Source organism: Sphingobacterium litopenaei (assembly GCF_014692495.1).
GTDB classification, from domain to species: Bacteria; Bacteroidota; Bacteroidia; order Sphingobacteriales; family Sphingobacteriaceae; genus Sphingobacterium; species Sphingobacterium litopenaei.
Genome location: NZ_JACOIJ010000040.1, coordinates 1 through 20,860 on the forward strand (window position 1 = coordinate 1; position 20,860 = coordinate 20,860).

A 20,860-nucleotide genomic window follows, 5' to 3' on the forward strand; every position below is an offset into this window, starting at 1 on the left:
CGGTGTTCACCTCTTCCCATTCCGAACAGAGCAGTTAAGCCCGCCCGAGCCGATGGTATTGCCGTAACAGGTGGGAGAGTAGGTCGGTGCCTTCTTTTATTAAACAACAAAGCAAAGCCTTATCACAACAGTGGTAAGGCTTGCTTGCGTTTAAAGGATTTATAAAGATCTATCTTACTAACTAATTTTAATAGAATTATTTTCTAGACGTATTCGATTATTATTCCTAAGCGGGTAAGGATTGTCGCAGAGGAAATATATCGAGATAAAAGTATTTTGAAGTATAATTACCTCTAAAGTAGTTCGAACAAATAAACAAGTCCGAGTAACAAAATCATTTGGACTTAATGGTCTTATTCTTCTGTATAAAAATCTATGAGGCTACCTACAAACTCGCTATCCCAACCTTCAATGATATCTTCATATGCTTCATCTGGTATGTTCGTATGATTCACTTCAAATGAAGTTCCCTTTTTATGTTCGTGTAATTTGATAGTCACAATAGATTGTTCCTCTTCACCAAAAAACCATTCCTGCACGATCTTTTTATCAGGCTCTAATTCTAAAAATTTACCAGTGATGCTTCCATCCCAAAGGGAAAATTCACCGCCAACTCTAGGATCTATTTCCACAATATCCCCTGTCCAAAGACGTATTGTTATTTCCGTTGTCAGCGCTTTATAGATCTCCTCTGGTGTAGCTGGAATAATGTAATATTTCTTAAAATTCTTCATGTTCTTCAAAGATAATGCAATTGAATAGTATTTCAGTTTTTAGTTATGAATTTTTACTTTTGACTATGAGTAATATCCTTCCGAACGATTTATTGACGCTTTTAAAAGGCGATCCTTCTTTTGATTATGAAGCATTCAGTGCTGTGCACGATAAAGAGGAAAAAACAACTTCTATACGTTTAAACCCTTCTAAAAGTTTTGATGTATCCACTTATGACATCGATCGTGAAATTCCTTGGTGTCAGCATGCATATTATTTAAAGGAACGTCCTGTGTTTACCTTAGATCCTTTGTTTCATAGTGGATGTTATTATTCACAAGAAGCAAGTTCCATGTTTTTGGATTATGTGATTCGCAAATTAAAACTAAATTCTTCTCCAATAAAAGCGTTGGATATGTGTGCTGCGCCAGGGGGGAAATCAACTTTAGTTAATTCAACTTTGCATAGCGAGAGTTTGTTAGTGGCAAACGAGATTATCAAATCACGTGTAAATATACTTACCTCCAATTTGGTAAAATGGGGTAATTCGAATGTAGTCGTGACAAATAATGATCCATCTGCTTTTGGTCGTTTGCCAGGCTATTTTGACCTAATGGTAGTGGATGCCCCGTGCTCTGGTTCGGGGATGTTTCATAAGGATCATTCTGCTATTGATGAATGGTCACTAGCCAATGTAAAATTGTGTAGCGAACGTCAACAGCGTATCTTGAGTCAAAGTCTCTCGGCTTTAAAGACTGGAGGGTATCTGATATATTCAACATGTTCTTATTCGAACGAAGAAAATGAGGAAATAGTAGATTGGCTAATCAGCGAGTTTGTGATGGAATCCGTTCATATAGGAGTGGATGACAGCTGGGGAATTACAGTGACAGAATCGAAGGAGCATAAAGCTTCTGGATATAGATTTTATCCGCATTTATTAAAAGGTGAAGGATTCTTTTGTGCTGTTTTGAAGAAAAAGGCGGAACAGGGCACCTTTTCCATGAAAAAGGTAAAAAAGGAGAAAAATGTAGCTCCTCAACATTTTGCGAAAAATTGGGTAAATGCTGAAGGGCATTATTCTTTTCTTCACAACAACTTCTTGCATATTTTTCCGCAACGCTATGAACAGGACTTACAAGCTTTGCAAAGTGTGCTTTACCTGAAAAATGCAGGTACTGAATTAGGTGAATTAAAAGGTAAGGATCTTATTCCTAGTCATGATCTAGCCTTGAGTAATTTGGTTCGTAGGGATTTACCAGCTATTGAATTAGATTTAGAAGAAGCACAAAATTACTTGCGCAAGGAACAATTATCTGTTGGTATCAATCCTGAAAATTTAAAAGGGTGGATTGTGGTTAGATATAAAGGAATCAATTTGGGCTGGATCAAAGCGATGCCAAGCCGCATTAATAACTATTATCCAAAAGAAATCCGTATTTGGAATTTATAATTGTTGCTGATGTTCAACAATGATTTGACCGATATCTTTTGCGACCTCTTGTTTCGACTTGAGGTCGTAATTTTTTATGCCTGAATGAGGAGAAAGTACCGTGATTTTGTTTGTATCTGTACCAAATCCTGCTCCTTTATCTTGCATAGAGTTTAATACAATAAAATCAGCATTCTTTCGTCTTAATTTATCTTGGGCGTGAGCAAGTTCATTATTGGTTTCTAAAGCAAATCCAACTAATGTCTGCTGTATTGATTTTCGTTGACCTAAAGTTCCTAAGATATCTGTGGTTTTCTTTAGCTCAATGGTGAAATCCTCTGCTTTCTTCTTGATTTTCTCGACTGCGGTTTCTTTGGGAGTATAATCTGCTACGGCAGCACTCATGACAATAATGTCGGAACTATCGAATCGAGTATCACATGCGTCAAACATTTCTTGTGCAGAGCGCACAGCAATTGTTGTAATGGCTTCAGACGCTTTCAAATGTGTTGGACCACTTACTAAGGTTACTTGTGCTCCCAATCGCTGTAATTCCTCGGCAATTGCATAGCCCATCTTACCAGAAGAATGATTGCCTATAAAACGTACAGGGTCGATAGCCTCATAGGTAGGTCCCGCTGTTACAAGAGCCATTTTTCCTGCCAAAGGTTTAGCTGTATTCAAATGATTTTGCAAGAATGTAACAATTTCCTCGGGTTCCGCAAGACGTCCTTCTCCAACCAATCCACTTGCTAATTCGCCATTTCCTGGAGGAATAATGATATTTCCGAAGCTTGCTAATAGGGAAAGATTATTTTGTGTTGCAGGGTGCTTCCACATATCCAAATCCATTGCTGGAGCAAAATATACTGGACATTTAGCCGAAAGGTAAGTAGCTGTCAACAAATTATCACAAAAGCCATTGGCCATCTTAGCCAAGGTATTCGCAGAAGCAGGTGCAATAAGTATCAAATCCGCGTTTAAGCCCAGATGAACATGATTATTCCATTCTCCAGTTTTAGGATCATAATAGTCTACTAAAACAGGTTTTTTGGATAATGTTGATAAGGTGAGGGGAGTAATAAATTGAGTTGCTTCAGGAGTCATGATGACTTGTACAGAAGCTTCTTCTTTAATGAGCAGGCGTATTAAAGAAGCTATTTTGTATGCGGCAATACTGCCGCATACACCTAGCACAATATTTTTGCCTTTTAATGAAGACATTTGCTTCTCTTGCTATTATTCTTGTTCTTTAGAAGGATTTCTAAAGTAAATTTTGTCTTTCAAAAATTCGTCGATAGCGACCAATGTAGGTTTTGGCAAACGCTCATAATGCTTAGAAATCTCGATTTGCTCACGGTTTTCGAACACTTCTTCTAAGTTGTCGTTGTTGCTGGCAAATTCAGCTAATTTCGAATTTAGCTCTTCTTTTATTTCTACACCAATTTGGTTTGCTCTTTTGCTAATAATTACGATTGATTCGTAAAGATTGTCAGTAGCTTTGTCCAATTCTCTCAAATCACGTGTTACAGTAGAATTTGGGATGGCGTTGTTTTTTGCTTGACTCATATTAACTAAATATTATTTTTAATTTGTTGTTACTTCAATGAAGAATCTGCGCTACCTTCTTCTTTTTTAGTTTCAGTAATGCCCAGTTCTTTGTTTCTTTCTTCCACTTCCTTATTATATTGATTCATAAGGCGAATGGCAGATACAATTTTTTTGTCTGCAGATTTTTTTAAATCATCTGCCTCTGACTTGAATTTGCTGTTCGGAAAATGTTCAACAAAACTATTATAATAATCTATAGCATTGTTAAAACGTTCTTCCTGACGATAAACACGACTGTTATCCGCGAATAAATATTGAGACTTTAACATTAAAAACTCAATTTCTTCTGCAAATCTCGTGTCTGGATACTGTCTCAATACATTTTCAAGTGCGATAACAGCAGCACGGTAATCATCCGCAAGCCCCATGTTATAATAGAGCTTCGCATTATCGAATGCTTTTTTCTCTAATTTTTCACGAAGATCTTGAATCAATTCTCCTGCTTTTTCCGCTCTTTCGGATTCAGGATAATAATTCACAAATAACTGTAATTCATCAATTGCTTTACGAGTGTTCTCTTGATCCAGTGTAGAGCGAGGAGATTCGATGTAATAGCAATAAGCAGCCATATATCTACATTCTTCAGCTCTTTCGCTGTTAGGGTAGGTATTGGCAAAGTTTTTAAAGTGAAAACGAGCAGAAGTATAGTCTTTTAATTTGTAGTTCGCGTTTGCAATAAGGTAAAATAAATCCTCCGCTTCGGCTCTACCACGATATTTTCCTGCTAGGTCATCAAATAAAATCAGTGCTTTAGAATATTTTCCTTTCTCATAAAGCTTCACGGCTTCTTGATATTTCATTGTAATATTGTTGCTGGTGCGAAGCTTTTCAAACTTACTTTTACAGCCTACAAAAAACAATGTAGCCAAGCATAAAGCTAAAATAACAGGTGTACGTCTATTCAAAAACATTTTACAAAGATACGTCAATTAACAATAATATTCAATTAAATTTTAAACCGCAATTTAGTTGATTTTTAGTTACTAGTATATTTTTATAAAAGGCTTTAACAAACTTTAACCATTCTCTGGAATGTCATTGTTTTGCTAATAATATTTGGTAGATTTCAGATGGGAATAAAAATCATTATATTTACGGATTATTAAGTAACACAAGAAATGAGCTTACGCGAAAGAGTAGAACAAGCATTAGATACAATTCGTCCATATTTGGAAACTGATGGGGGGAATGTAAGTATTGAAGAGATTACAGAGGATAAAGTCGTGAAGTTGAAATTATTGGGTGCTTGTGCTAGTTGTTCTATGAGCATCATGACTTTCAAGGCTGGTTTAGAGCAAGCAATCAAAAAAGCTGTTCCCGAAATTGTATCTGTAGAGGCAATAAATATTACGGATATGAATGATCCAAATGCTACATTGCCGGGTCAAGCATTGTAACAAAAATGTTGTTTTCTGATTAACACATTTTAACAGCGCTGAATAACCATAAATTTTATTTTTGTTAAAATGTTTTATAAATCAACTAAATATCTGTTTTTAAGTATTGGACTTCTGTTCCTTACGATGGCTAGCGTGTCTGCGCAGAGCAAAAAAATTCTGCAATTTAGTGGATTGATTACCTCAACAGGATCCGATTTACCTGTCGGATTTGTCACCATTAAAAATACAACCTTCAATAATCAAACTTTCATGTCAAATAATGAAGGGTATTTTTCATTTGTTGCGCACGTAGGAGATGTTATCGAATTTACAAGTGTCGGCTTTGATCCTGTAACCATTACTATTCCTGAAGTAGAAGGTGATAAATATACGGCATCGGTAAAGATGCGTGCATTGATTATAGAACTTCCGGCAGTTACACCATTTCCTTGGGCAAGTTATGAAGATTATTTAGCCGAGTTTATGGGATTAGGAACCGGAGAAGATCCTATCGCAAGTGCAAGACGTAACTTGAGCCCTGACGCTCTTGCGGCTCTTGCCAGCGTAGTACCGCGTAATGCGGAGGAAATTCAGACTTACAATTCTTTGCAACGTCACCAGTACATGCAAAATAAGAATATAAATCAACGCATGAACAATCCATTCTTGAATCCGTTTAATTGGTATCAATTTATCAATTCCATCAAAAAAGGTGATTATAGTCGCGAAAAACTTAAATACTAATTTTATTCCTCGCTTTTTAGTACAGTAATTTTTCCAATCTCTCTTACGCTTAGTTTGGATGAAAAGTAAGAGACGATGATCGAAAGAATCGATATTGTCAAGAAGACTAATATAAAGTCTTGCATACGCATATCGACAGGATAGACATCAATAAAGCTTCCATTAACATTATTCGTACGTATAAATCCGTAAATGTCTTGTAAATAGCAGAAAATGTAGCCTATAGCGATACCAATGCTGCTACCAATCAAAGCAATCATAATTCCTTCATAAAAGAAAATCTTTTCAATCGTCGATTTGTTAGCGCCAATATGCTGTAGGATTTTCATATCTTCTTTTTTGTCAATCACCAGCATCGTAAGGGAGCCAATAATGTTAAATATGGCGATAATACCGATGAAAGTGAGGATAAAGAAGACGATCCACTTTTCTGATTTGATGGTTTTGTATAAAGTCGGATTTTGTTGTTCTCTATTTTTTACTTGAAAATCTGAGCCTAGTTTCTTTTGGATTTCCTTTTGCAATGAAGAAGATTCAAGAGGGTTATTTAAAAATAATTCGACAGCCGAAATAGCTTTATCTTCTCCTAAAATATCTCTTGCAAAATCCAACGGGAGAATAACTAGATTTTGAAATTCTGGCTCGAAAGTAAGAATCCCGTTGACAGAAAGTTGTCTAATATTAAAATCTTCTAAAGGATTAAGATTGTTGACAGAGGATTCTTTACGAGGGAAGTACAAGTCAATCACATTATTAAATTCCGAAATGGGAACTTGTAAATTTGTTTGAATTTGGGGACCAATCAACGCATAATTAGAAGAGTCAGCTTGAATCTCAAATTTCCCTATGTGTAGAATGTGCTCTTTAGACTGTTTTTCAAGGCTTTGTTGGGTTATACCCTTCATCTGTCCTACAATCTGTTTTCCATCGTGTTGGATAAGAACTTTATCCTCTAGTGTCTCCGAATAATTTTTAACATCAGTATTTTTTCCTAATTCCAAGAAAGTTTGGTTTTGAGAAGGGTCAAAAGTTTTTCCTTTTGCTGCCTCAATTCGTAGGTCGGGCGAAAAAGTGCTATTCATTGATAAAATGAATTTTTCCATGCCATTATAGAATGAAAGCACAATAACTAGCGCGGCAGTACTAACAAAAATTCCTACAATGCTGATTAAAGAGATGATGTTTATGGCATTAACGGATTTCTTCGAAAAAAGATATCGCAATGCAAAAAATAATGGAACACTTATTTTTTTCATCCTCTAATAAATGGGTTTGTTTGTTTTTCAAAACCAATTGTGGTAGTTGAACCATGGCCGGGGAATACTTCTGTATCTTCTGGCAAGGTATAGATGCGTGTGGAAATGCTTTTTAAAAGAGTTTGATGGTCTCCTCCAGGCAAATCAGATCGTCCAATACTGTTGCGGAATAAGACATCTCCTCCAATTAGGGATTTTATCTCTTCCAAATAAAAACAAAGATGGCCAGGAGAATGTCCTGGTGCCAAAATAGATTCTATATGATGATCACCAAAAGATATTGTCTCTTTGTCCTCCAGGAAAGATTCAGGAATAGGAGACGTTTCATAACGAAATCCCATCTGTGGCGCATAGTTTTCTACTGAAACCAATACGGGCACTTCTGCTTCATGAAAGTTTGGCACTATACCCCAGTTATCGAAAACGAAACGATTTCCCAAAACATGATCAATATGGCAATGCGTATTAAGCAATAGAACAGGAGTCAAATTGCCTTTGTCGAGGTGCTCTTTGAAATAATTTTGTTCTTGAACAGTATGCATCCCAGGATCCACGATGATACAATGATTGTTTGAATCATCAATAATTAAATACGTGTTCTCTTGGTAAGGATTAAATGTAAATGTTTCAATAGTCAACATGATTCAAATTTAATTATTTCCATGTTAGGGTACTAATTAAATGTTGAATGTCTGTTTTCAAAAAGTCTAAAACAGGTTGAATGGAATCTAAATTTGGTTTTTCATTAAAGTATAGGGCACCTCTTACGTAGTGATTCTTATTGTCAGTGACATAAAACTGTACATTCGAAGCGGTATTGCCCTCAATATTATACATCAATCCTGATACATAATGCTCTGGATGAGAAATTTTCTGTTGATCTATAGCTGTTGCTTTAGGGGTATGCTTAAATACAAAAGCTCTAGCATCTTCAGTGAGCTGCTCTAATGTAGAATGTTGGGTTATTGCGTAATAACTAAGATGCAATTGCGCGTTGAATTTATTAAATAGCACATTTTTCCAACAAGGATTAGCGTTTGTCGAAAGATCTGGTTGTACTTCGCTGTATGCTGGTATCTCAAAAAGATAAGGACATCCTGAAGTATTGGCTGTCAAAAAGGTTTTCTCTGGAAATTCAATGCGATGATAAGCTCTTGGTTTGGGGCTATAATCTTCATTATTACAGCCAACGCTGCTTATTATACAAAGTACGAAGAAAACTAATCGTAGCATATTTTAAAAATTGCTTTGCCAGATTTCCCAATTTTTTTCAGCTTGCAACACAAGCATTTCATAGCCATTTTTGATTGTTGCTCCTCTTTCCTTTCCTTTTTTTAGAAATAAAGTTTCTTCTGGATTGTAAATAAGATCGTACAAAAGATGTTTTTCTGTGATTCCTTCATAAGGAATATTTGGGCATGAATCAATATTAGGAAAAGTGCCTACTGGAGAACAATTAATGATAAGCGAATATTTCGCTAGTAGTTCTTTAGTCAGGTCTTCATAAGTTAGATCACCTGTTCCACTATTGCGGCTTACAATTTTATAAGAAATATTTAATTTTTCTAAAGTATAAAATACGGCTTTGGCCGCACCTCCATTACCTAAGACTAATGCTTTAATGTGATGAGGATTTAACAAAGGTTCTAAGGATTTTTCAAAACCATATGCATCGGTATTATAACCTTTGAGAATTGTTTTGCCTTCTTGATGTTTTATCGTGATGCAATTTACCGCCTTCATTTGAGCCGCCTCTTCCGATAATTCATTTAGATAGGGAATGACCGCTTGTTTGTGGGGAATTGTTACATTAAAACCTCTGAAATGTGAATTTTGATTATATAAAGTTGGAAACTGATCTATTTGCTCTATTGGATACAAATCATAATGAATGTCATGAATATTTTCTTTGTCGAATTTAGCTAAATAGTAATTTTTTGAAAATGAATGTCCCAATGGATATCCAATCAAGCCTAATTTAATCATTTTTCTCCGTATACTTTTTTATAATTTCTAAAATTATTTGATTTCCTTGTAATTGAGGAAGATATTCAAATAATATATGATGTTTTTCAGGACCAAAAGCTAAGGCTAATTCAAGAAAATTTAACGCTTCATTGTATTGACCATTCGCAAATAAGTATGCTACTAATCTGTAGTACAATTCGGGAGCGTCTGTATTAACTTTAATTGCTTCGGATATGGTTTCAATCGCTTCATCAATTTTATTTTGTTCAAAATAGATAGATGAAAAATCTAGCCAAGCTTCTATATCAGTTGGATTTAATTCTACCACCTTATTGTATGCTAATTCAGACTCTTCTATTTGACCTAATTTATAACGTGCGTCGGCAATTGCAAACCAGTAGTCTGGATTTTCGTCGTCCAACTCTAGAGCTTTTTTATAGAAATGTAAGGATTCAAAATAGCGTTCCTCAAAATCCAATGTTACACCAATTCCAAACCATGCATCGGCCATATCAGTATCAAGCTTAACGGCTTTTTTATAATAATCTCGTGCCGTATCCATTAATTCGAGCTTCTCATAGCATTCGCCTATGGCGCAATAAGTGTCAGCATTGGGTGGTTCATATTCGAAAGTTTGCTTATATATTTCAATAGCTTCTGTATAACGATCAAGATTTACTAAGGCATTACCTTTATTAAAATACGCTGATGAAAAACCGTCATTGATTAGAATAGCGTAATCATATGCATCAATTGCTTCTTCATATCTGCTTAATTTGTGGTATGCATTACCTACATAATACCAGCAATGATAGGAGTAAGGGTCTTCATCTATTAGACTTGTGAAAAACTTCAAAGAATCTTCATTCGCGTCTAATACATCAAAACAAAAATTAATCTCTAAGAGCGCATCTGGATTATCAGGATTAATTTTAAGGGTCTTTTTCAAAAAGATAATTGCTTTCTTAAAATCCCCTTGCAATTGATAAATGGTTGCCAATTGATGATAAATCTCGGCTTTATTTTCAGCGTTTTCCAATGCTTGATTAAGAAGCTCTTCCGATTTATCGAGAACGCCTTGCGAAGCGTAAATAGAAGCCTTTACTAATAGAATATCGGAATCAGATGGCTCTAATGATTCGGCTTTCTGTATCGCCTCCATTGCTAAGGAAAATTGACGCATGCTAGAAAGAATTTGTGCTTTCTTTGCATAGAATCCTGCTTCGTAAGGGTGTTGACTTGTTGCGAAATCAATAACCTGCAAAGCTTTTACTGATTCATTTTTATCTGAGTAAAAATCGATAATACTTTCAAAAGTGCTAGCATCAAAAAAATATTGATCTTCATTTCGAATCATCTCTTCGAAACGATTGACAAACTTTTTTTGCTCTTCTGATGATCCAAAGTCAAATTCCTCTTCCATATCCATTCCAATTTAGTGAAAAATACGCTTTTTAAATTATTTGATCTCAAATTATTTTCCACATATCCACATATGTATTGAGTGGTAAACCTTTAAAAGGTTTAAATCAAAAAAGCCGCCACAAATTTGTGACGGCTTCTGTATGTTGAAATAATTATATATTATAATTATTTTTTGATTTCAACACGACGATTTTGAACACGACCTTCTTCAGTAGCGTTAGAAGCAATAGGATTAGCTTCACCGTAACCGTTAGCATTGATGCTTGATGCAGCAACACCAGCGTTCACTAAGTATTGTTTTACTGCATTAGCACGGTCTTTAGATAAGGTTAAGTTATACTCTTCAGTACCTTCTGCAGAAGCGTAACCATCTAAAGTAACTGTACCGTTTGAATCACGTAATTCTTTAGCTAATTTATCTAAAGTAGAGTATGATTCAGTTTTCAATACTGAGCTATCGAATTCGAAACCGATAGGAGCGTAGTATCCACCTACTACTGCGTCATTTTTAGGCTCTGGGAATTTGATTGGACATCCTGAACCATCAACTACTGTACCAGCAGGAGTGTTAGGACATTTATCAAATTTATCAGATACACCGTCACCATCAGAATCTTTACCTAATTGATCAACAGTACCTTCTAATGTAGAAACACGTTGTTTTAAAGCTTCAACTTCATTGCGTAATGAAGGATCTTTTAACTCATCGTATAATGTTGCAACTGGGTTAGCAAATGTTAAGTTTTCTTTATCACGAGAACCTAAAGTGAATTCTAAACCACCGTAAAGGTTAGAGAATTTTTGTTTTCCTGTTGAATAATCTGAAGGTCCGTATAAATAGTTATCATCAGTAAAGTTCATTGTATAACCTAAGTTCAATGCTACAACTTCTGATAATTTGAATTTAACACCAAGACCAACTGGTACATAAGCTGTTAATTTATAGTCTCTGTCACCTGTTGGTACACGATCACCAAAAATTTCTTCGCCCCAATTACCTTTGTTATCAAAAGTCGATCCAGTGAAATCATTATTAGAATACATTACTGGATTATTTGCTAACACACCTAAACCTACTTTAGCGTAGAAATTAACTGCATTTTCTCTTCTTAAGAAATCAATAGTACCTAATTGAAATACACCATTTAAGCTAGCAGCCCAGTTAACATCAGTTTTAACTGATTTTGAACCAGCAGCTAACCAATCAGTAGTTTCAACAATACCGTTACCATTATTGCCTGAAACATCATGGTTATAAGTTTTGATTGAACCACGGTTACCTTCCAATTCTAAACCGAATAAGTGTGAGAATTGTTTACGGATAGTCAAGCCATAGTATTCACCTACTTTATTTTGGAAAAGACCAACTTTTTGACCATAAGCATTAGAACCACCAATGATTGCATTTGGAGTAGTAATACCACCTTGTAAACCGATTGACCAAGTTCTGTATTGTGAGCGTCCACCGAATACAGTAGGAGTTTGTGCTTGAGCTACATCAGCGTAACCTAAAGCGGCTACTAAAGAAGCGGCAACAGCTGTTTTTTTAATTGTAGAATAGTTCATACTCTTTTTGTTTAAGGTTATAAAAATTTTTAATTGTTTTCTGTATTTTAACATAACTTAACAATAATGATGCCAAAAAATATGAGCGGCATTTACTGTTTTATAATTGACTAATGTAACTAATTTTGCCGTAAAAGTAAATAAATGCTAATAATCTAACAAATCTTATCATCAAAAAGTTACACGTAAATCAATAAACAAAAAGAGATGTAGTGTTTGAGCTACATCTCTTTTTGGAATTTCTATAATATGTAATGTATTATAGCGAGCGTTAATCCACCAAGTATAGCACTAACCGGTATGGTCAAAATCCATGCCCATAAGAGGCTAATCGTGACCCCCCATCTAACTGCCGAAACTCTTTTCACTACTCCTACACCAATAATAGATCCCGTGATTGTATGTGTTGTAGAAGCAGGTATACCGAAATGTTCAGTAATACCTAATGTAACAGCTCCCGCGGTTTCAGCGCTGACGCCTTCCAGAGGTGTCACTTTAGTAATTTTGCTACCCATGGTTTTAACGATTTTCCAACCGCCACTCATTGTGCCTGCAGATATAGCAACATAACAAGAGAGTGGGACCCATTCCGGCATGCTGTCTGTTGGACCTACAGCACCCCCTGCAATCATGGCTACGAATATAATACCCATTACTTTTTGTGCATCATTACCACCGTGAGCAAAACTTAAAGCTCCAGAAGAAAGAAGTTGTAAAAATTTAAACCATTTCTCCGCTACTCTAGGTCGGGCGTTCCTGGCTATATTAATAATGATTAAGGTAATGATTATGGATATCGTCATACCAATTACGGGAGCGAGTACTATAAATGAAATAATTTTTAATGTAGCACTTACATTAATTGCCTCTATTGGATTTACTCCAAGAAACATTGCATATGCCATTCCAGAACCTGCAAAACCACCAATTAAAGTGTGTGATGAACTCGAGGGAATACCATAATACCACGTAAATAGATTCCAAGAAATGGCTGCTACCAAGCCGGCAAAAATAACTTCGAGAGTAATATATTCCTCTAATACGGTCTTAGCGATGGTGTTGGCAACTTTGTGATCGGTAAAATAAAAGTATGCTGCGAAATTGAATAGAGCAGCCCAAAGTACGGCCATAAAGGGGGTAAGAACTTTGGTCGATACAACAGTAGCAATTGAGTTGGCTGCATCATGAAAACCATTAATGTAATCAAATGCGATTGCCAAGACAACGACCACAATTAATAATGTTGATATCATAATATTAATTTAGTAAAGTCGATTAAATAAGCTGATTAGGCATTCTTAACAAGAATACTTTCTAATACATTTGCTACATCTTCACATTTGTCTGTAGCATCTTCCATTGCTGATAACACCTCTTTGTTTTTAATTAAAGAAATTGCGTCAGTTTCGTATTCGAATAAATCCGCAACAGCTTTGTCGAATATATAATCTGCTTTATTTTCTACGCTATTGATACGTACACAAGAGTCTGTAATGTTGCGTATGTTTTTTAAGTCTTTTAATTCGTATAAAGCTTTAGCAACATGCTCTGTAGCTTCAAGAATTAAATCTGTCAATTCAATCATAGGTTCAGTAGGTCTTTCTACTTTGTATAATTGAATGCGGTTTGAGGCACCGTGGATAAAATCCGCTACATCGTCCAATGAGCTTGCTAATGCGTGTATATCTTCTCTATCGAATGGAGTAATAAAATTACGACCTAATTCTAGGTGAATTTGATGTGTTATATTATCGCCCACATGTTCAAGATCTTCTAATCTTTTTGACAACGCTTTTCTTTCTTCAATATTTGTGCTATTCACACATTCTTTTAAAAGCTTAGCCATGTCGATCAAGTTTGCACCAGCTTGTTCGAAAAGAGGGAAAAATTTTTTGTCCTTTGGTACAAAGTACTGGAAAATACTGTTTAGTGACATATAATTATATTTTAGCCAAAAGTATAATGTTAATGTTAAGTTAATGTTAATTCGTAGCAAAAACTTATAAAGCAGATTTTGCTTTTTCGAGAGTGAACCCAAAAGTAGTCCCTATTCCTTCTGTGCTACGTGCATGTACGGTTTGCTGATGGGCCTCAATAATATGTTTTACAATGGAAAGGCCAAGACCTGATCCACCTATTTCACGGGATCTACTTTTATCTGTTCGGAAGAATCGTTCGAACACCCGTGGCAGGTTCTTTTCTTCAATTCCTTGCCCATTATCAGTAACTTCTATAAGGATTTGGTCCAAAAGGGGGTAGATGTTTATTTTAGTTTTTCCTCCTTCTTTGCCGTATTTGATAGAATTATCTATTAAATTGATTATAACTTGTTGAATACGTTGCCTATCTGCTTTCACAAAAACTGGATGCGTGATCTTTAAGTCAACAATGATTTCGATATTTTGTTTTTTAGCCTTATCAATTAAGTGATCAACAGTTTCTAATATGAGTTCTACTATGTCAAATTTTTCAATATGAATAGAAATTTGACCGGTTTCAAGCTTTGAGATTTCATCCAAATCATTTATGAGATACGTTAGGCGATCAATATTTTTGGATGCTTTGTTTAAAAAATTGGTTGCCATATCAATATCATCTTCCATCATACCATCTTTAAGTGTCTCAATATAACCTTGAATGGCAAATAACGGAGTCTTAAACTCGTGTGATATGTTAGAAAGAAATTCTCTGCGGAATTTTTCTTGGGCTTTGAGTTGATCGATCTCAGAAGATTTTTGAATGGCCCATTCACGTACTTCTTTTTCAGTGCTCAAAATTGGATCTTCACTCGCGTGCTCTGCCAAAACTACTTTCATGTCTTTGCCGAGCTTCAGGCTTCGAATTAATTTATAAATATTGCTTATTCGATTGTGAATATGATGGTGCAGGATATTGGTAAGTAAAATAAAACTTATGACCATCGACACAAATAAGATCAATAAAGCCTGATGCCATTTCTGTACATAGAAATAGCTTAAACTAGCTAGCGAAAGAGCGATAGCAGCTGAAATGTAAAAAACTAGCAGTCTAAAGTTCATAAAAAAGCTTCATGTTAATGAAGCTAAATTACTTATTTAATGTTAAGATAGTATTAAAAACGAGCAATAACTGTTTTACCACCAACTACCTTTTCCCCGATATTTACAGTTATCTTAGTACCTATTGGCAAAAATACATCTACACGTGAGCCGAATTTTATGAAACCAAATTCTTCTCCCTGTTGTACATTATCTCCTTCTTTTACATACCATACGATTCTACGTGCTAAAGCTCCTGCGATTTGACGAAATAACACCTCAACTTCATTAGATTTTTTGACTACCACGGTTGTTCTTTCGTTTTCAGTGGAAGATTTCGGATGCCAAGCCACTAAAAATTTACCTGGATGATATTTAAAATAAGAGACTATTCCAGAAATTGGATTTCGGTTTACGTGAACGTTGGTAGGAGACATAAAGATGGATACCTGCAATCTTTTATCTTTAAAATATTCCGTTTCTTCTGTCTCTTCTATTACTACCACTTTTCCGTCAGCAGGACAAAGTACTGCATTTTCGTCTAATGTGATTAATTTTTTAGGGCTACGAAAAAACTGAACGATAGTGATAAATAAGAATGCTGATAAAAGGTATAGAAACCATTTAACAAATTGATTTGCGTCAAAATAATCAGCTGTAGCGTTTATAATAAAAATAAACAGAACAACTAATGCTAAGCTTGTGTATCCTTCTTTATGAAATTTCATTCAATACCTGTTTTGTGCAAATATAAGCAACTGCGTCAAATAATATACTATTGACCTTTTTCTCTTTCTATATTTAAGTATTTTAATATTGCTGTACCCTTTATAATTTGAAAATCGCCGCTTAACGTGATGTTATCTTTTATCGGCTTTCCTTCTAATATAGAAGGAATAAAATACACTACAGATTCGAATACAGCCTGAAGTTTATTTTTTTCACTTCTAGGCCATTCATTCAACTCGGATATGGGCTTTTTTGCAGTTGGTATACCATTATTTGTAACAGAATATTTGACTTGATACTTAAAACTGGTGTCTGGAACCGAAAAATTCTCTTCTTCTAGATAATCGACAAACATTTTCGATAAGAATGTGGTGAATCCACTATACTCATCAAACGTGCAAGTATGAACTACAAAATTTTCAGCTCTGCTAAAAAAATCTGAGGGTACAAGCAAAAAATCATCGTATGGGATAAAATAGTCTACATAATCTGTGTTTCGACTTATAGATATTCTTTCTCCGTTCTCAAAGATTTCTCTAAATATATTTTCCTCCGTATTTTTTTTAGGGTTGGTAATGAAATTAATATACCAAATTCCGTCAGGTTTGCCATTGGACACTTTTCCGTAGCGACGATAAGCAGTAAAGCCATGATCTGTAAACCCTTTAACAGGAAATGTCATTTCATACTGCCCATTCCCATTTGCAACTTTCTGATTGCCATTTTTATCCCAATAGGATAGTATTTTAAAATCATCTTCTGCCAATGACAATACTAATAAAGGTTTTCCGTCAGGATAATAGTATTTCCATTCCCCAGACTCCTTTCCTTCAACATAAACGGTTTCCCACTTTATTTCGCCATTGGGATGGTAGGCTGTAAAGTTGCCATGCTTGATTCCATTCTTGTAAGCTCCATGCAGGATTAATCGACCGTTGGAAAGAAAGTCTTTAAATTCACCATTAAATTTAAAATTAATTGTATCGTATTGAGCTACCCGTTCAATCGCTTTAAATTCACAGTCTTTGTCAACTAAATAATAATTATCATCATAAAAAAACCTCATATATCCTTTAGTTGCAGGTTCTCTGAATTGGATTTCTTGCGCAAAAGAAATATATATAGAAAATAGAAAATAAAGGATAATACAAGTTCTATAAATCATGATCTTCAGTTTTAATGTGCTTCAAGCCAATTTGTGCCTTCGCCAATTTCTACTTCAATAGGTACGCGCATTGGGATAGCCGATTTCATTCTCTCCAAGATAATATTTTTAAATGAATCTATTTCGTGCTTTGGAACGTCAAAAACCAACTCATCATGTACTTGCATAATCATTTTGCCTGTAAGACTTTGGGTAGTGATGTCGTTTTGAATGTTAATCATCGCTACTTTAATCATGTCGGCTGCGGAGCCCTGTATTGGCGCATTGATAGCATTTCGCTCAGCAAAACCTCTTACCGTCATGTTTGCTGAATTTATGTCACGCAAATAACGACGACGTTTCATAATAGTTTCAACATAACCTTTTTCCTTCGCGAATTCTACGGCTTTTGACATATATTGTTTAATGCCTTGGTATTGATTAAAATACTGATCAATAATATCTGCAGCTTCACGACGTGGAATACCTAAACTTTGAGAAAGACCAAAAGCAGATTGTCCATAAATAATTCCGAAATTGACTGCTTTGGCGTTACGTCGCTGATCTGAAGTCACTTCATCCAAGGAGACACCATAGACTTTTGCGGCTGTGGCTTTGTGGATATCGTGACCTAAAGTAAATGCTTCCAGCATATTTTCATCTTGACTTAACTCCGCCATGATGCGCAATTCGATTTGTGAATAATCGGCAGAAAGTAAGACATGATCTGGAGAACGTGGTATAAATGCCTTGCGTACTTCGCGTCCCTTTTCGGTACGAATAGGTATGTTCTGCAAATTAGGATTTGTCGAACTTAACCTTCCTGTAGCTGCAACCGCTTGATTGTAGGAAGTATGAATTAGACCTGTATTCGGATTAATCAATGTCGGAAGGGCATCTACGTAAGTAGATTTCAGTTTTTGATATTGACGAAAATCTAAAATATCTTGAACAATATCCGATTTATGAGCTAATGCCAATAACACATCTTCACCGGTTTTGTATTGACCAGTTTTAGTTTTCTTAGCTTTAGGGTCCAGTTGTAGTTTATCGAATAATACTTCGCCTAATTGTTTAGGAGATGAAATATTAAATTTTACTCCTGCTTTTTCGTAAATGTTATTTTCTAATGCTGAGATATCTTTTTCCAAAGATTCCGAAAAAGCTTTGAGCGTATCCACATCGATTTTCACTCCATTTTTCTCAATCTCTGCTAAAGTATACACCAGTGGAAATTCTACTTTTTGTGCTAATTCATCCGTTTTGGTTTCGATCAAAAGAGGAGATAAACGTTGGTACAATTGCCATGTAATATCTGCATCCTCTGAAGCGTATTCTTTGATTTTTTCGATTTCGACATCACGCATGTTCCCTTGGTTTTTACCTTTGCCTCCGATCAACTCGGTGATTGATACAGGTGTGTAACCTAAATAAGTTTCTGCGAGGATATCCATGCCGTGGCGTGTATCTGGATCAATCAGGTAATGCGCAAGCATGGTGTCAAAAATCTCGCCTTGAACTTTTATTCCATATTTTGCCAATAAAAGAATGTCGTATTTTAAGTTTTGACCTACTTTTTTGATCTTAGGATTTTCTAGAATAGGTTTTAAAATATCAACTATAATTTGAGCTTGTACTGAATCTGCAGGTGTGGGTACATAATAAGCTTTTCCTTCTTCATAAGAAAAAGATAAACCAACAATCTCCGCAGTCAATGCATCCAAGCCAGTGGATTCTGTATCGAAACAAAAGATATTTTGTTTTCCTAGGTCCTCTGCTAAAGCTTGAATGGAAGAAGGCTGATCTACTAAAATATATTCGTGTTTTGTATTATGGATGTTGTTTGCCGCTGAAGCAGGTACTTCAGCTTCCTCTTGCAGAATATTTTCTGGTAGTGGATTAGGTGAAGAAAATAAATCCATTTGCGCAGTTGCAAGTTTATTATTGTCAACTACCGTAAAATCCTCGCCAAAAACGCGTTTGCCTAATGTTCTAAATTCTAATTCCGCAAATAATGTTTCTAGAATTTCTTTATTTGGCTTTTCGACTTGAAGCCTCTCTTCTTCTAACTCTACCGGAACATCTAAAAGGATAGTCGCCAATTTTTTAGAAATAAGACCTTGTTCAGCGTATTTTATGACGTTTTCTTGTTGTTTGCCTTTTAATTTATCTGCATTAGCAATTAATCCTTCGACAGACCCAAATTCTTGAACTAATTTTTTTGCTGTTTTTTCACCAATGCCTGGGATCCCAGGGATATTATCTACAGCATCACCCCATAATCCAAGAATATCTATCACCTGCGATACATCGGTGATCTCCCATTTTTCTAAAATTTCGGGTACGCCAAGTACTTCAGCCCCATTGCCCATGCGAGCTGGTTTGTATATAAAAATATTATCTGAGACCAATTGGCCGAAATCTTTGTCTGGAGTCATACAATACACCGTGAAACCTTCTTGCTCCGCTTTTTTTGCCAATGTCCCGATAATATCATCGGCTTCATAGCCATCTTTGGTAATCAATGGAATGTTAAAACCTTCGATCAGTTTGAACACATAAGGAATGGATTTTGCCAAATCTTCAGGCATTTCCTGACGATGCGCTTTGTATGCTTCGAATTCAATATGGCGATTAGTAGGTGCTGCGGTATCAAATACCACGGCAAGATGCGTAGGTTTTTGATTTCTCAACACATCCAATAATGTATTTGTAAAGCCTAAAATTGCACCTGTATTCAGTCCATATGAAGTCAAACGAGGCACTTTGCTCAGCGCAAAGTAAGCTCTATAAATTAGAGCCATTCCGTCTAGTAGAAATAGTTTTTTCACCTAATATATTTTTATGTGTTCTTACAAAGGTAATAAAATCAATAAGGGTGATATTAACAAATTTTTGCCACTTTTGTAAGATGATAGTACAAATCAAGGTAATAGCGCAATATACAGCATGAGAGGACTAGTTATTAAATCTACTGGTAGTTGGTATCAGGTGCAGGATGAACAAGGAAAGCAGTATGATTGCCGTATTAAAGGGAAATTTAGAACGAAAGGCATCAAGACGACGAATCCAATTGCGGTAGGAGACTGGGTGAATATTGAGTTGGAAATGGATCAAGATACGGCTGTTATTACGGATTTGGAACCTAGAAAGAATTACATTATTCGTAAATCAGTTAACCTTTCTAAGCAAACCCAAATTATTGGGGCTAATCTGGATCAGGCCATTCTAGTGGTTACATTGGCGTCTCCTCCGACATCTTTAGGATTTATTGATCGTTTTTTGGTGACAGCAGAAGCTTATGATATTCCTGCAATTTTGGTTTTTAACAAATTAGATTTGTTTAGCGATGAAGGATTAGAAATCCTAGCGGAATATAAGTCTATATACGAAAATATTGGCTACACTTGTTATGAAGTCTCTGCAGCTAAAGGAATTAATATTGATCAGATTATTAATCTTTTGAAAGATAAAGTAACCTTAGTTTCAGGTCATTCAGGCGTAGGGAAATCAACTTTGATTAATAGTATAGTGCCGAATGCATCATTGAAAACGGGTAATATTTCCGATTGGTCCGATAAAGGAAAGCACACCACAACTTTTGCCGAAATGATTGATTTACCTTTCGGGGGAAAATTAATCGATACGCCAGGTATTCGAGAGCTAGGGATCGTCGATATAGAAAAGAAAGAACTTTCGCATTTCTTCCCTGAAATGCGTGCGTTTTTGAATAAATGCAGATTCAATAATTGTGTGCACATAAATGAACCTGGATGTGTAGTTTTAGAAGCTGTTGAAGAAGGTGCAATTGAACCTTCACGTTACGAAAGCTACATCAGTATGTACAATAACGACGACAACCGAAGCTAAACAGC

20 protein-coding genes and 1 rRNA gene are annotated in these 20,860 nt (G+C 35.5%); 5 read left to right on the forward strand and 16 right to left on the reverse strand.

Going from position 1 to position 20,860, the window contains the following annotated elements:
- Positions 1-95: ribosomal RNA gene (gene rrf / locus H8B04_RS14830) — 5S ribosomal RNA — on the forward strand; the annotation flags it as partial.
- Positions 96-353: 258 nt separating this feature from the next.
- Here the strand turns inward: rrf and H8B04_RS14835 are convergent.
- On the reverse strand, positions 354-734 hold the full coding sequence (locus H8B04_RS14835) for an SRPBCC domain-containing protein (RefSeq protein ID WP_165292488.1): 381 nt from the start codon (positions 732-734) through the stop codon (positions 354-356).
- 65 nt (positions 735-799) lie between these two features.
- On the opposite strand from H8B04_RS14835, the gene H8B04_RS14840 reads away from it, so the two are divergent.
- Positions 800-2,167: a methyltransferase RsmF C-terminal domain-like protein gene (locus H8B04_RS14840; RefSeq protein ID WP_165292487.1), complete on the forward strand. Its 1,368-nt coding sequence runs from the start codon at positions 800-802 to the stop codon at positions 2,165-2,167.
- Here H8B04_RS14840 and coaBC read toward each other — a convergent pair.
- The 3 genes from coaBC to H8B04_RS14855 are packed head-to-tail and all read right to left on the reverse strand — an operon-like array spanning position 2,162 to position 4,668.
- The gene (gene coaBC / locus H8B04_RS14845) at positions 2,162-3,370 is read right to left on the reverse strand and encodes a bifunctional phosphopantothenoylcysteine decarboxylase/phosphopantothenate--cysteine ligase CoaBC (protein WP_190302843.1); all 1,209 of its coding nucleotides are present in this window, start codon (positions 3,368-3,370) and stop codon (positions 2,162-2,164) included. The two genes, H8B04_RS14840 and coaBC, sit on opposite strands and share 6 nt — an antisense overlap.
- A gap of 15 nt (positions 3,371-3,385) precedes the next feature.
- Positions 3,386-3,715, reverse strand: coding sequence for a DNA-directed RNA polymerase subunit omega (locus H8B04_RS14850; RefSeq protein ID WP_165292485.1), 330 nt, complete (start codon positions 3,713-3,715; stop codon positions 3,386-3,388).
- Between the two features lie 29 nt (positions 3,716-3,744).
- Positions 3,745-4,668, reverse strand: coding sequence for an outer membrane protein assembly factor BamD (locus tag H8B04_RS14855; protein ID WP_165292484.1), 924 nt, complete (start codon positions 4,666-4,668; stop codon positions 3,745-3,747).
- 207 nt (positions 4,669-4,875) lie between these two features.
- On the opposite strand from H8B04_RS14855, the gene H8B04_RS14860 reads away from it, so the two are divergent.
- Together H8B04_RS14860 and H8B04_RS14865 are read left to right on the forward strand one after the other, a co-directional pair.
- Positions 4,876-5,154, forward strand: coding sequence for a NifU family protein (locus H8B04_RS14860; protein ID WP_165292483.1), 279 nt, complete (start codon positions 4,876-4,878; stop codon positions 5,152-5,154).
- A gap of 69 nt (positions 5,155-5,223) precedes the next feature.
- On the forward strand, positions 5,224-5,880 hold the full coding sequence (locus tag H8B04_RS14865) for a carboxypeptidase-like regulatory domain-containing protein (protein WP_165292482.1): 657 nt from the start codon (positions 5,224-5,226) through the stop codon (positions 5,878-5,880).
- Between the two features lie 2 nt (positions 5,881-5,882).
- Here H8B04_RS14865 and H8B04_RS14870 read toward each other — a convergent pair whose 3' ends face one another.
- The 12 genes from H8B04_RS14870 to polA form a co-directional block, all read right to left on the reverse strand.
- The gene (locus H8B04_RS14870) at positions 5,883-7,136 is read right to left on the reverse strand and encodes an ABC transporter permease (protein ID WP_223815448.1); all 1,254 of its coding nucleotides are present in this window, start codon (positions 7,134-7,136) and stop codon (positions 5,883-5,885) included.
- Positions 7,133-7,777 (reverse strand): MBL fold metallo-hydrolase, encoded by a 645-nt coding sequence (locus H8B04_RS14875; protein WP_165292481.1) that lies wholly within the window; start codon positions 7,775-7,777, stop codon positions 7,133-7,135. Before H8B04_RS14875 ends, H8B04_RS14870 begins: the two co-directional genes overlap by 4 nt.
- Positions 7,778-7,790: 13 nt before the next feature.
- Positions 7,791-8,369, reverse strand: coding sequence for a gliding motility lipoprotein GldD (gene gldD, locus H8B04_RS14880; RefSeq protein WP_165292480.1), 579 nt, complete (start codon positions 8,367-8,369; stop codon positions 7,791-7,793).
- Between the two features lie 3 nt (positions 8,370-8,372).
- Positions 8,373-9,122 carry a shikimate dehydrogenase family protein gene (locus H8B04_RS14885; protein ID WP_190302844.1) on the reverse strand — a complete coding sequence of 250 codons (750 nt, stop codon included), beginning with the start codon at positions 9,120-9,122 and terminating at the stop codon, positions 8,373-8,375.
- The gene (locus tag H8B04_RS14890) at positions 9,115-10,527 is read right to left on the reverse strand and encodes a tetratricopeptide repeat protein (RefSeq protein ID WP_165292489.1); all 1,413 of its coding nucleotides are present in this window, start codon (positions 10,525-10,527) and stop codon (positions 9,115-9,117) included. Before H8B04_RS14890 ends, H8B04_RS14885 begins: the two co-directional genes overlap by 8 nt.
- Before the next feature lie 167 nt (positions 10,528-10,694).
- On the reverse strand, positions 10,695-12,095 hold the full coding sequence (locus tag H8B04_RS14895; protein WP_190302845.1) for an OmpA family protein: 1,401 nt from the start codon (positions 12,093-12,095) through the stop codon (positions 10,695-10,697).
- 242 nt (positions 12,096-12,337) lie between these two features.
- Positions 12,338-13,348, reverse strand: a complete 1,011-nt coding sequence (locus H8B04_RS14900; protein WP_190302846.1) for an inorganic phosphate transporter — start codon at positions 13,346-13,348, stop codon at positions 12,338-12,340.
- A 35-nt stretch (positions 13,349-13,383) separates the two neighbouring features.
- On the reverse strand, positions 13,384-14,031 hold the full coding sequence (locus tag H8B04_RS14905; RefSeq protein ID WP_190302847.1) for a DUF47 domain-containing protein: 648 nt from the start codon (positions 14,029-14,031) through the stop codon (positions 13,384-13,386).
- Between the two features lie 64 nt (positions 14,032-14,095).
- Positions 14,096-15,133, reverse strand: a complete 1,038-nt coding sequence (locus H8B04_RS14910) for a sensor histidine kinase (RefSeq protein ID WP_190302848.1) — start codon at positions 15,131-15,133, stop codon at positions 14,096-14,098.
- A 53-nt stretch (positions 15,134-15,186) separates the two neighbouring features.
- Positions 15,187-15,840 (reverse strand): phosphatidylserine decarboxylase family protein, encoded by a 654-nt coding sequence (locus H8B04_RS14915; RefSeq protein WP_190302849.1) that lies wholly within the window; start codon positions 15,838-15,840, stop codon positions 15,187-15,189.
- A gap of 47 nt (positions 15,841-15,887) precedes the next feature.
- Complete coding sequence (locus tag H8B04_RS14920; RefSeq protein ID WP_190302850.1) at positions 15,888-16,907, reverse strand: toxin-antitoxin system YwqK family antitoxin; 1,020 nt, start codon at positions 16,905-16,907, stop codon at positions 15,888-15,890.
- A 110-nt stretch (positions 16,908-17,017) separates the two neighbouring features.
- Positions 17,018-19,816 (reverse strand): DNA polymerase I, encoded by a 2,799-nt coding sequence (gene polA / locus H8B04_RS14925; RefSeq protein ID WP_190302851.1) that lies wholly within the window; start codon positions 19,814-19,816, stop codon positions 17,018-17,020.
- 118 nt (positions 19,817-19,934) lie between these two features.
- Here polA and rsgA point away from each other — a divergent pair, with 118 nt between their 5' ends.
- Positions 19,935-20,855 carry a ribosome small subunit-dependent GTPase A gene (gene rsgA / locus H8B04_RS14930; protein WP_165291407.1) on the forward strand — a complete coding sequence of 307 codons (921 nt, stop codon included), beginning with the start codon at positions 19,935-19,937 and terminating at the stop codon, positions 20,853-20,855.
- Positions 20,856-20,860 lie beyond the last annotated feature (5 nt).